Origin of the sequence: Paraburkholderia fungorum, assembly GCF_902833645.1 — a bacterium.
In the GTDB taxonomy this organism is placed as follows: Bacteria; Pseudomonadota; Gammaproteobacteria; order Burkholderiales; family Burkholderiaceae; genus Paraburkholderia; species Paraburkholderia fungorum.
This window is the reverse complement of the sequence record NZ_CADFGE010000008.1, coordinates 235,456-246,831: the sequence shown is the minus strand read 5'-3', so window position 1 is coordinate 246,831 and position 11,376 is coordinate 235,456. Positions and strand designations below refer to the sequence as shown.

8 protein-coding genes are annotated in these 11,376 nt (G+C 60.4%); 5 read left to right on the top strand and 3 right to left on the bottom strand.

Features of this window, described 5'->3' with window-relative positions; all coding sequences use genetic code 11:
* Nucleotides 1–36: 36 nt before the first annotated feature.
* On the top strand, nucleotides 37–615 hold the full coding sequence (locus tag HWX91_RS24290) for a YncE family protein (protein WP_052660639.1): 579 nt from the start codon (nucleotides 37–39) through the stop codon (nucleotides 613–615).
* Between the two features lie 107 nt (nucleotides 616–722).
* Here the strand turns inward: HWX91_RS24290 and HWX91_RS24285 are convergent, their stop codons facing one another.
* Complete coding sequence (locus tag HWX91_RS24285) at nucleotides 723–3,629, bottom strand: CHAT domain-containing protein (RefSeq protein ID WP_028195119.1); 2,907 nt, start codon at nucleotides 3,627–3,629, stop codon at nucleotides 723–725.
* 497 nt (nucleotides 3,630–4,126) lie between these two features.
* Here HWX91_RS24285 and HWX91_RS24280 point away from each other — a divergent pair, with 497 nt between their 5' ends.
* A complete protein-coding gene (locus HWX91_RS24280; protein WP_028359591.1) occupies nucleotides 4,127–4,648 on the top strand; it encodes a hypothetical protein in 522 nt (173 codons plus the stop codon).
* 387 nt (nucleotides 4,649–5,035) lie between these two features.
* The gene (locus HWX91_RS24275; RefSeq protein WP_028195117.1) at nucleotides 5,036–7,840 is read left to right on the top strand and encodes a CHAT domain-containing protein; all 2,805 of its coding nucleotides are present in this window, start codon (nucleotides 5,036–5,038) and stop codon (nucleotides 7,838–7,840) included.
* 130 nt (nucleotides 7,841–7,970) lie between these two features.
* Here the strand turns inward: HWX91_RS24275 and HWX91_RS24270 are convergent, their stop codons facing one another.
* Nucleotides 7,971–8,918 (bottom strand): LysR family transcriptional regulator, encoded by a 948-nt coding sequence (locus tag HWX91_RS24270; protein WP_028195116.1) that lies wholly within the window; start codon nucleotides 8,916–8,918, stop codon nucleotides 7,971–7,973.
* A gap of 104 nt (nucleotides 8,919–9,022) precedes the next feature.
* Between HWX91_RS24270 and HWX91_RS24265 the strand changes: the two genes are divergently transcribed.
* Both HWX91_RS24265 and HWX91_RS24260 read left to right on the top strand, forming a co-directional pair.
* Nucleotides 9,023–9,757, top strand: coding sequence for an SDR family NAD(P)-dependent oxidoreductase (locus HWX91_RS24265; protein ID WP_028195115.1), 735 nt, complete (start codon nucleotides 9,023–9,025; stop codon nucleotides 9,755–9,757).
* A 70-nt stretch (nucleotides 9,758–9,827) separates the two neighbouring features.
* The gene (locus HWX91_RS24260) at nucleotides 9,828–10,427 is read left to right on the top strand and encodes an NADPH-dependent F420 reductase (RefSeq protein WP_028195114.1); all 600 of its coding nucleotides are present in this window, start codon (nucleotides 9,828–9,830) and stop codon (nucleotides 10,425–10,427) included.
* A 113-nt stretch (nucleotides 10,428–10,540) separates the two neighbouring features.
* Here HWX91_RS24260 and HWX91_RS24255 read toward each other — a convergent pair whose 3' ends face one another.
* Entirely contained in the window at nucleotides 10,541–11,341 is an 801-nt protein-coding gene (locus HWX91_RS24255) for a phosphodiesterase (protein WP_028195113.1), read from the bottom strand.
* Nucleotides 11,342–11,376 lie beyond the last annotated feature (35 nt).

Genomic DNA, 11,376 nt, shown 5'->3' with positions numbered 1-11,376 from the left:
GCTGCGTCAAATTGTTCGCGACGCAGTAATGGTGGTGTGCAGTCACATCAGGATCATGCCTACATCAGTCTGATTTCCCTTAGCAACTATTCGGTGATAGGCCGGATCGACGTGCCCGCTGGCCAACTGAAAGCCATGGCCATCGATCATGCGACGCACCGCCTGTTCGTGAATATGCGCGACAAAAACGAAGTTGGCGTGATTGATCTGCGCACGCGCAAATTGACGGCCGTCTGGCAGGTTCCCGGCCCGAGCCGGAATTCGGCCATGGCCTTCGATTCGAAGAGCGGGCGCCTGTTCATCGGTGCGCGCGACCCCGGAAAATTGTATGTGATGAATGCGAGCGACGGCTCGATCATCCAGTCGCTCGACATCGTCAACACGTCGGACGACATGGCCGTCGACGCGGTACATCATCACCTGTACATCACCGGGTCGACCGGTCTGGATGTCGTCGACCCTGTCGGGGCGGACCAATACGCGGTCAAACAGCATGTGGACACGTTCGGCGGGAAGACCTCGGTCTACATCCCGTCGCTCCAGCGGTTCTATGTCGTTCATACGAAAGGCCGTGACGCGGCGATGGCGGGGCTTCAGGTATTCAGTGTGCGCTAGCATGCCAAGTCGCTCTGCGGCTCACGAGCGGCGAGACGTCGCTCGCAATTCAGAAAAATGAGCAGGTTGCATTTGATACCCCTTTGAGTGTCAAGCCAGTATTAAAGTCAGCGAGCCGCATCACCGCTCAGAACATACGCGCCCCAAAAATACGGATGACGATAAAGCGCGCCATCTTTGCCGGCGGCCATATCGCGCTCTGCGCGCGCGAGTGCATCGGCCTTTGACAGCGATGGATCGCCGGCATAGGTTCGGAACACGCCGGTTGTGATCTCGGTTGCTGAGCGCGATTCAACGGCCCATTGAGTGACGAGCATCGAACGCGCGCCTGCCGCGAAAAAAGCGCGGGACAACTCAGAGATTGCATCGCCAGCGGTGCCAGTGACAAAGCCTGTATTGCAGGCGGACAGAACGACCCAGTCGGCGTTCAACCGCAACGTCACGATATCGTCCGCAGTGAGAATGGAATCGGTCAGCCCGCTTCCCTCGTAGGCCATGGCGAGACCCGCCTTGCGCCATCCCGGCACTTCACCCGCTACGATGCCGTGTGTCGCGAACAGCACGACGCGGTCGTTCGACAGGTCAGCCTTCATCGCCTCACTACGGGAAGCGCGCGTACCCCGAAGCACACTTTGGTCAGAGGCACCGAGCGCCGTGGCGATAGAGTGCGCTTCGGCCATCGTTTCGGGCAAGGGCATCACGCGATGGTAGTCGAACGCCGGAGCATCTGTGTCGACAGGAAAGGCGCGCGCAACAACGCTGCCGGCTGGCGTGCCGACAGCTTCCGAGCCGTGGCCGTCGAAACTTGGGTCGGCGAAAGCGATCAGCGGTTCGTTTGCGTGCGCGGCCGGATGACTCCGCGTGAGTGCGAGCGCAGAGGCACTCGGTACACGCACGGGTGTTGCCGTGTCGATCCACCAGCTGGCGTCCGCGAGACTCGACGCTGTACGCGTAGTCAGCACGTCAAACGGGATGCTCGCGAGGACTCCACTTGTTGCGATGTAGACCGTTGTCGCCGCGTGAATATCGTCGTGCAGCGGGGCAATCAGCGCCTGATACAGGCTTGCCGCTGCGCCTAGATCGAAGCCTGCCAGATCGCCCGCGTGCTGCGGTGGAACCCCTGCATCAAAACCGGCTCGCAATGCCTTCACCTGTCTCGCGAGCTCGGCACGTGTCACGCTCAGGCGGACCGCGCGGAAGGCCCCACCCGGACGAACCACGAACGCGTAGCTGGCATCGCGCCCCGCGTAGAAATCCACATAGACTTCGCCTTCGTGAAGTGACTTGCCGAAGGCGTCGGGTGTCGGGATTTCTGGCGACACCAATTGACGATAGAGCGGAAATTGCGCGGCGATCTGCTGACGCAGACTGGCCAGCTTTCCGTCAACCGCCTTGATGGCGTTCTCTTCATGTTCGACGTTTGCACTGGCAACATTCTGCCGCCCTTGTGAGCCGCCTTGCGTTTGCTCCGCTTCGAGCCGGTTGGTCGAGCGTGCCAGCGCCAGGTGTGCGGTGTTCTGCTCGTGGCGCAGCAATTGTTCCTGCTCGATCAGCGCGCGCAACGCTGGCGTCGAAGCCGCGAGGCGCGCCGCGCCATCGGCCATCGCGCCCTGGGTTGCGTTCATATGGAACAGCTCGGCGATCTGAAACGCGAGGACCTGGCCCTGCTCACCTTCGCTCATCGCGCGGTTCAGCGATTGGGCCAGCGCCCCGTCTTCGTCGTAGGCGCCCCGCGTACTCGAGTCGTTCCAGTCGTCCTGCGTGCCAACGAGGGGTTTGACATAGGCGGCGATGTCCGCCTCGCCAACGTTGCTGGCGGGATCTTCCAGCCGGTACAGCATCAGCATTGCGGCCTGGTACTTGTAAAACGGGCTTTCGGGCCCTTGCCTGAGCAGATTCTTGGTCATCGCTGCCGTGATCCGCCTTTCGGCCTCCTGCCAGTTTCCATGTGCGGCGAGTATCAGGGATTCGCGTTCGTCGTCGGTTACGGTGTGGGCCACTACGGGATTGACGCTTGCCGCGTACTCCCAGGCGTCCGCGTCCGCCTGATAATCGCCGATGTGTTTTATTGCAAGCGCAAACATCAGACGAAGCCGCAGTGCTCCCGCCAAGTTCCATGAATACGGAGCGACATTCTGCTTGCGGAAGGCTGTGATCGCGGCGTTGACGGCCGCAATCGCACCGTCGTAGTCGTCGTTCGATGCAAGCGCTATTGAGCGGCCGAGCTCAATCTCGGCACGCTGGATAGGACTCGGCTTCATGTCGGACCGGTTCTCGATATCCCATCGAATCTCGTTCGCATAGCTCAACGCCTCCGTCCGGCGATTGTTCTGGACCATCAGGCGGATCAGTTCGGAGGAGTTGTCGAGCAGTTCGTTGACAGCGGCCTTCCGCCGTCTAACGCTGAGTGCCGGGTCGTTGATGTTACGCCAGGCAAGTTCCGCGCTCTCCCGGCGCTTGAGCAGCCCGAGGTCATGCCGGTTAAGGTACCGACGGTCGATTTCCGCTTCAGCGGAGAAGTAAGCATAGGATGGCTCGCGCGGCAATGTCTCGAGTTCCGCCGGAGTTGTATCGCGCGCGAGCGCCCGGGCGCGTCCGAGCAGGCGCTCGCTGCGCGCGTAGTCAAAGCCCAAGGCGTACCCGCTGGCTAGCGACGAAGCGATAAGCGAGCGTCGGCCAGCCGGAATACGCGAATCCTCGACGATCTGCTCGCGGATCCGCATCGAGTCCGCCACCATTCCCGCACGGAAATAGTCCGACGCCAGACTGTCGAGCAATGCGTAACGTGCGTCACCATCAGTCGTGTCGCTCAACTGATGTAGCACCGCCTGTTCACGGTCCCGTAGCGTTTGTTGTTGGGGACCCTGTGCAGCCGACGACCCGGGCGCCGATGACGCGAGGGAGTTGTCGGTTTGGGACGCCCGGTCCGAGCCGTCCGACGCCCACGACAGCTGTGCCAGCGCGAGCGGGATCAGCGGGATCAGAAGGATCATCCGACGGTAGCGCATCTCCATGTCCCTGTCTCCATAGGACTGGTCCGGCTTCGCTATACAAGACGATGGTCGGCCGCTCTAGCGGTGCTTGTATTGAAGCAGCAGTAAAGTAGGGATGCAAGGCGTAAAGCGCGCTGAATTGACGGGTACTCCTTCCGACGGGCACCACACTACTTGGATTCGTCAGCAGGGCCGGATCGCGGCCACGGTTGCGTTGGGTCGACGCTGGGATGAGAACCATTCGGAAAGATGCTGCGTGTGGCGGGCGGCGCGCCACCTTGGTCAGGGTTCGAAGCGGCACCGCTTGCTGCGGATGCCGGCTGTGCATACGCGGCGCTGGACGGAATCGGCGCGCCTGCCTTTCGAGCCGCCGCCTTTCCTGATGTAGAGGGATTTGTTTCGGGCACCTCGGCCTGCGTGAGAGCCGACAAGCAAAATAGCGCAGGTAGCAAGACAAGAATGCCTCTGCTGTGTTTCTTGACTATCATTATTTTGCTCCGCACGTGTACGGGGGAACCATGGAACGCGAGAACCATCCAGTCTGGGCAGTTTATGACAAGCTTCGTACTGCTCGGCTCAATGTTCGATATTACAGTGAACGGCTGCGCCGTCTGGAACTTCTGGATAAGGCGATGGACCTGGCGCTCGTCATCGCGGCCCCGACATCGGCCGTCGCCGGCCTATGGTTTTTCAAAACTGACATCGGCAAGCACGTATGGCAAGGCCTAGGAACGGTTTCCGCCTTCATTGCTGCCATCCGGCCGGCCATTCAGTTCAGAAAAACGCTGAAAACGTATGAAATGACGATCGTTTCTTATCAAGCCCTCGAGTACGACCTCGAAACGATACGCCGCAAAGTCGAACAGCGCGGGGTTTACGACGAGGAGTTAAAGGCTGACTTTTTGCGTGCGCTCGAACGACAGCGCCACATCGACATTTCCAGTCCGGACAAGATCGCCAATTCACGGCTTCTGAAAACCTGCACGACCGCAGTGCTTTCTGAAATGCCATCGAGTGCTTTTTTTATTCCGGAACGGTAATGGCGACGCTACGGTCTTCGCGCTGACAGAAATCCGGTATTAACGTCAGGCCGGATGATCGGCACGTCCCGTGCCATTGCGAACGTCGGCTGGGGTACAACGGGCCAAGGTTCAAAGCGCAAGTAAAACGATGACGAACAACAGAAGCTGGCCGATAACGTATAGCTTTGTTTGTCTGTTGCAAGCTAATGTTCGTCCTTGAACGGCTAATGTCAGATTTCCGCCTCTGTGCTGGGTGCTCCCTGGTCAGCGGGACGTGAAGCGGAGGCAAGGATGGCCATCGGATCCGGGAATACATCGCATGTCGTGGGCCGGTGTCTAAGGACTATGTTGTGCTTCTTGTCGGCGGCGATTGTCGGGTCCTTTTGCGGGTTACCCCGGACTTCGATGGCGGGTGAGCTTCAAGGTGTGAATGGGTCCGTCGAAAAAGTCTACACGGCGTCTGGGCAGCCCTCCGTCGCCGATGAAGAGAGGGCCATTCGCAAGCGACTCGAACAGACTTCGGACGGAGATACGCGGCTTGCACTGCTGATTTCACTCGTTCAGGATTACTACAACGCTGATGATGCCGCCGGCGCAATGGGGGTCTTGGAGAGCATTGTGTACGACGGGCAGATTTCGCCTGGCCAGCGCTCGCTCACCGCATCAGGACTTGCCATAGCGTATGCGGTTCAAAACGACTTCGTGCGAAGCCAGAGGCTGGTGAATCAGGCGAAGAAGCTGGCCGACCAGACGAGCGCTGCCGAGCTTGAAACCCTTCCGGAAGAACCTGCCTACGGGTATCTCTCCGCCGAGGCGGAGCTTGCGCGCCGCGCGTTGAATCAACATGACACGGCGTTGTTCAAGGTGCGCGAGGCGGCCGATCTGGCGAGAAAAAATCTCGATGATCCGTCGCTCAGTGAACACCGTCACCAGGAAGCCGCTAACCAACTGCTCGATGAAGTCGATCATCTCGTGCGCTTGCAAACGCAGAACAATCGGCGCACCGAGGCGTTGAACTACGCGAACGGGATGCTTTGGGACATCGACCACGATCCTCGACTCAAACCGACCCCCTCACAGCGCGCCCGCGTTGAGGTCGCAATGTCGATCGCGCTCATGTCCAACGACGACTACGATGGCGCACTCGCCTGGATAGACAAAGCCATTAAGGGGTATCAGGATGCCGGCGTGCTCCCCTATTCGTTCACCTACGCGGATGCGCTGCGCATGCGTTTGATGGTCGCGCTTGCGACAAACCGCCTTGCCGACTTCAAGGCCGACGCTGACGGTTTGGAATACGCGGCTTCGATCAATCCGGTCGCGGCAAAAACACCGAGTTCAGACGAGCGCGAATCTGTGATATTCGGGACGCAGGGGAACTGGTCGGCAGCCGAGTCGAAGCTTTCACGCGTGCTGGCGTACAACCTGAAGGGCCAGGGTGCGCAGAGTCCGTTCGTCAAGTATCAGTCTGCAATGTTGATGCTCTATCGCCTTGAGGATCCCGAGAAGAAGGTCAGCGAAAGCGAGATCGCCCGATACGTGACGCCCATGCTTGGCCAGAACGACGACTGGGACGCCTCCAGTACCGCGGGCGCTTATGTCGAGGACGGTGCCCTTGCAATGTGCCTGAGCCGTCTCATGGACGACGGCGCAGAAGGTCAGGCACTCGCCTTCCGTATCGCCGAGTTGTTTCACATGAATGCGACCCAGGGCGCGATGAGCGATGGTGCTGCGCGATTGGCGGCGGTCACACCGGAACTGCGCAGCCTGGTTGAGCGGGAGCAGATGGCGCGTCGTGCCCAAAATATCGAACGGATGGGACTCTCGGGACTGAGCACACGGCTTGCCAAGGTCGACACGGAAAATACCGGAGATAAAGGGAGTGCAATCGCTAGTGTCAAAGATGCCGAGAGGGCCATGAATGCCTCGGCCGAGGATCTGGCCGCGCTCCACGAGCACATCAACAAGCAGTTTCCCGAGTACCGGCAACTTGTATCGCCCGCCGTTCCCACGGCTGAGCGGGTGGGTGCGGCCCTGCATTCGGGTGAGGTCTATGTCGATTTCTACGTCGGGCGCGATGCGACCTACGCATTCGTCGTCAACGCCGAGGGCTCGCTGCATGCGACACGACTCAACGTAACGCGTGCAGACCTGAGAAAGAAGATCCTGACGCTTCGCAACGTGTTTGATGCGGGCGTTCCGCCACGTAAGGCGGGTGAGCTGGCCGGGTTCGACACAACAGTGGCCTCGGATCTCTATCGCTTGTTGATCTCTTCGATCCAGCCCGACCTCGAAGGGGCGACAACCGTGTACATCGCCACAAGCGGCATTCTCTCGAGCCTGCCGTTCAATGTGCTCGTGACGGCACCCGCAACGGATCTTGCGAATGCACACTGGTGGATCGCGAGGACAATGCCCGTACGTATTCCGAATGCCGCGGCCCTCATGCTCGCCCGCAGTCATCCGGCAGCGCACGCCGGCGAGGCGCTGATCGCGTTCGCAGATCCGAGCTTCAATCGCCGCGACTCAACCACGATTGCGGTCCCACCCGTGGATAGAACTCCCGCGCGAGCCTTTCCGGTTGATGCGAGTACGGCTTCGTTCGACTACCATCGCGTCGCACCGTTACCTGAGACGCTCGACGAAGCGACCTCAATCGCGAAGACGCTCAATGCTTCCGAACACAGCGTGCTGCGGGGAACGAGCGCCTCGCGTAGCGAAGTCATGAAGCGGGATCTGTTGAACGATCGGGTTGTTCTGTTCGCTACGCACGGCATCGTCGCGGGCGAAGTGCCGGGCTGGCACAAAGCGGGACTCGCGTTGGCCTATGAGGGAAACGGGCTGCCAGATTCGGTTCTCACCGCGGACGACATCGTGACCTTGCGGTTGAATGCCGACTGGGTGGTACTGTCCGCCTGCAACACGGGACTCGTCACCGGTAACGCGGGAGATGCAATGTCGGAGCTGTCCCGCGCCTTTTTTGCAGCGGGGGCTCGCTCGATTCTCCTCACCCAGTGGGCTGTGGAATCTCGATCGGCTACAGAGGTGACAACCGGTGTATTCCGGACTTATGCCAGTGATCCGTCGCTGTCAAAAGCCGAGGCGCTGGCGCGTACAGAGCGCGACATGGCCAGCGGCAAGGATGGAGAACTCTACCGTCACCCGTATTTCTGGGGTGCATACGTTCTCGCCGGTGACGCGGCCCGCTGATCTTCGACACTGCGTCCTTAGTGGGAACTTCAGGCTGCGCCCCGCGTGATCTACAGTAATCGCATGACGGGTAACTGTCGTAATTCGCCCTTCAGCCGCCGCGCGGCTGCCGCTCGCACGTAGCGCCCCTTCACGCTTTTTTGCCCGCGCGTGACACAGTGCGCTTACCGGCACCTTTCGAAAAGCGATGACGATCACCGAGCAGCGCAACCAGCCGCGTCCCACATTCGGAAAACGAGTACCCGCGCCGCTGCGAGATCATGAAGGTGAGGGCGCGCATATGCCATGCGCGCCGTTGGAGTTCGACAAGTGTTCCGTCCGCGAGATCTTGCGCGACCACATGATGCGGCATGTGCCCCCAGCACAAACCACCCCTTAGCAAATCGTGCTTCGCGCCGAGGTCATTGACCAGCCACTGGCGTCCACTGGCGACGCCCTGTTGTGTCTTTTCCGCATCGGGCTGATTGTCGGTGACGACGAGCTGGATGTGCCGGCCAAATTCCTCCCGCGGGATCGGCCCCGCGACCGCGGCCAGAGGATGCGATGGCGCACAGACGGTCACCATTTGCGCTTCACATAGATGCTGCCGTTCTATGGTAGCCGGGCTCAGCTCCGGCACGTCGCTGATCGTCACCGCCAATGCGCACGTTCCGTCGAGAACCAGGTGCTCGCCGCCTTGCATGGTCGTCATGCGCAGATTGATTGCAACGGTTGGAAAGTCCGACTGCAGCCTGCGCAGGCATTCAATCAGGTGCGCGCGCGGAAAATAGGTATCCACTGCAATCGAGACCTGTGGCACCCCGGCTTCAGCAATCGCAACCGCGCGCATCTTCATTTCCTCGGTGCGTGAGATCACCCCACGAGCATCGGGCAGGAGGCTACGGCCCGCGGCTGTCAGCGTGGCTTTGCGGGCGTTGCGTTCGAACAGCAACACATCAAAGGCACTCTCGAGCGCGCTGATCGCGTGACTAATCGCTGACTGTGCGCGCCTCAGTTCCCGTGCAGCCCCGGAAAAGCTTCCCTGGTCACACACGGCAACGAAGGCCCGAAGTTGATTGATGGTGACGTTGTCGAGCATATATCTAAAAAGTAGATGGCACCTATAGATATTCGGTCAATTGGCTTCATGGATCAAGAGGGCCAAAATTGTCTTTCTCGCTTCTGTTTCGAAGGACGAATGACATGCATAGACTGAATGGAAAGACCGCCGTGATCACCGGCGGCGCTACCGGCATCGGCCGCGCTGCAGCAAAGCGCTTCATCGAGGAAGGCGCGTTCGTCTTCATCTTCGGCCGCCGGCAGGACGCACTCGATGCCGCTGTCGCCGACCTCGGGCCCAATGCCCGCGCGGTGAAGGGTTCGGTCTCCGATGAGGCCGACCTCGACCGGCTCTACGCGGCGGTGAAGGCCGAGCGCGGCACCCTCGACATCGTCTTCGCCAACGCCGGGGCGGGAAGCCCGCTTCCGCTCGGGCAGATCACCGCCGAGCACATTGACGAAACCTTCGACACCAATGTGAAGGGTACGATCTTTACGGTCCAGAAGGCGCTGCCGCTGATGAGCGCGGGCGGTTCGATCATCCTGACCGGATCGAGCGCCGGGACCACGGGCGCCCCGGGATTCACTGCCTATAGCGCGAGCAAGGCAGCGGTGCGCAACCTCGCGCGGTCATGGGCGCATGACCTGAAGGGCACGGGCATCCGGGTCAATGTGCTCTCGCCCGGCGCGACGGCGACCGAACTGGCGAAGAGGTCGCTGGGCGAAGAGGGCCAGAAAGCCTATGGCGCGATGACTCCGCTCCTACGCATGGCCGATCCGGCAGAGATCGCAGCGGCGGCCGCCTTTCTTGCGTCGCCGGACAGCAGCTTCATGACCGCCAGCGAGGTTGCCGTCGACGGCGGCCTTGCGCAACTCTGACACGCCACGCCCGCCGGTCACTCCGTTCGATATTCGGAGCCGGTAGGGCGTCGCACACCAAGGACACTATATGAGCTACGCAATTATTGGCTTCGGCAAGATCGGCCAGGCGCTTGCCAAGGCGTTTGCACGAAAAGGCATCGAAGTATCCGTTGCAACCACTCGCGACCCGGAAAGCTTTGCATCCGCTGCGGCCGCTATCGGACCCGAGATCATTCCCAAAACTCTGGCGGAAGCGGTCAAGGCGGACATCGTCTTTCTGGCTGTTCGTTTCGAGTCGCACAAGGATGTCGCGAAGGCGCTGCCGAGCTGGCAGGGCAAGACTATCGTCGATGTCACCAATGCCTACGGCGTGCCCCCTGAGGAAGTGGGTGGGCAACCTGCTTCCAGGGCCGTCGCGCAGGCCTTCACGGGTAGCAGGCTGGTCAAGGGCTTCAATCACTTGGGCGCTCGCGTCCTTGAACAGGACCCGGGCGTACACGGTGGCAGGAGAGTCGTGTTCCTCGCGAGTGACGATGATGGCGCCGCAGAGGAGATTGCTGCGCTTGCCGAAGATCTCGGTTTCGCGCCGGTCAAACTTGGCGGCCTGTCGGAAGGTGGACTGCTTGTGCAGGGACTGGGAGATAGGTGGGGTCAACTGATCTTTAAGGACCTCGTCAAATTCGACTGATGAATCGTGGTCGCAAGTTTCGATGCGATCCTGTCTCGTGGACCAAAGGCCAGCCGAGCAATATTGCTAACGACTCGTACGTCTATCGGCCGCTGTGTACTTGACGGCGAAACTTACGCGAAGGGGAGTGGACCTTCGAAACGTTCGATGTAACACAAGTGGGAGACCGCCGGCTGACCTCCACCTGTCCAGCGATGCAGCATGTATGCGGGTGGTTCGAGAAAAGAAGCGGGCTGCGCGTCCGCTTCGACGCGCAGCGCGATCTGTGTGGTCGTGCTCGGGCACGTGAGGACGGGAACGCGTCCGAGACGAGTCTGCATCGACCGATGGACGTGTCCGGCGAGAATTCGATCTACGTTGTTGTGGCGTGCAAGAACCGTTGCGAATGCATCCGCGTTTCGCAACCCGTAGATGTCCAGATAAGGGATGCCCGTCATGAACGGTGGATGGTGCATGACGATGACCACCGTCCGATCTCGATGCTCAGTGAGTTCGGTGTCGAGCCAGGTCAAGGTTTTGGCGTCCAGTTCACCGTGATGCAGTCCAGGAACGGAAGTGTCCAACGCCACGAGGCGTAGTTCGCCCACGTCCAGCGCGAACGAGAGTGCGCCCTCGCTCGGAAGCCACGCGTGATCCGGAAAAGCGGCCCGTAGATTGCCACGGTCGTCGTGATTACCCGGCAGGACCACGAACGGTCGTCTCAGCCCGGCAAGTAATTCGCGAAGCTTTTGATACTCATCCTCGGTACCGTAGTCCGTCAGGTCGCCAGAGATGACGACCAGGTCCGGCTCGGGTTGGATGCGGTTCAGCGAATCGACGGCTGCCGAAAACATTGCATTCGAGTCCACGGCGTCTTGATACAGGGTGCCGTGAGGACGGACATGAATATCTGAAACTTGCGCGATGACCGTCACTCGGCTCTCCGTGGGATTCGACCGGCTCGTACATG

Bases quoted from the DNA above. Each gene is read 5' to 3' on its own strand.
- HWX91_RS24285 (WP_028195119.1), bottom strand. From the start codon at position 3,629: ATGGAGATGCGCTACCGTCGGATGATCCTTCTGATCCCGCTGATCCCG.
- HWX91_RS24280 (WP_028359591.1), top strand. From the start codon at position 4,127: ATGGAACGCGAGAACCATCCAGTCTGGGCAGTTTATGACAAGCTTCGT.
- HWX91_RS24275 (WP_028195117.1), top strand. From the start codon at position 5,036: ATGGCGGGTGAGCTTCAAGGTGTGAATGGGTCCGTCGAAAAAGTCTAC.
- HWX91_RS24270 (WP_028195116.1), bottom strand. From the start codon at position 8,918: ATGCTCGACAACGTCACCATCAATCAACTTCGGGCCTTCGTTGCCGTG.
- HWX91_RS24265 (WP_028195115.1), top strand. From the start codon at position 9,023: ATGCATAGACTGAATGGAAAGACCGCCGTGATCACCGGCGGCGCTACC.
- HWX91_RS24260 (WP_028195114.1), top strand. From the start codon at position 9,828: ATGAGCTACGCAATTATTGGCTTCGGCAAGATCGGCCAGGCGCTTGCC.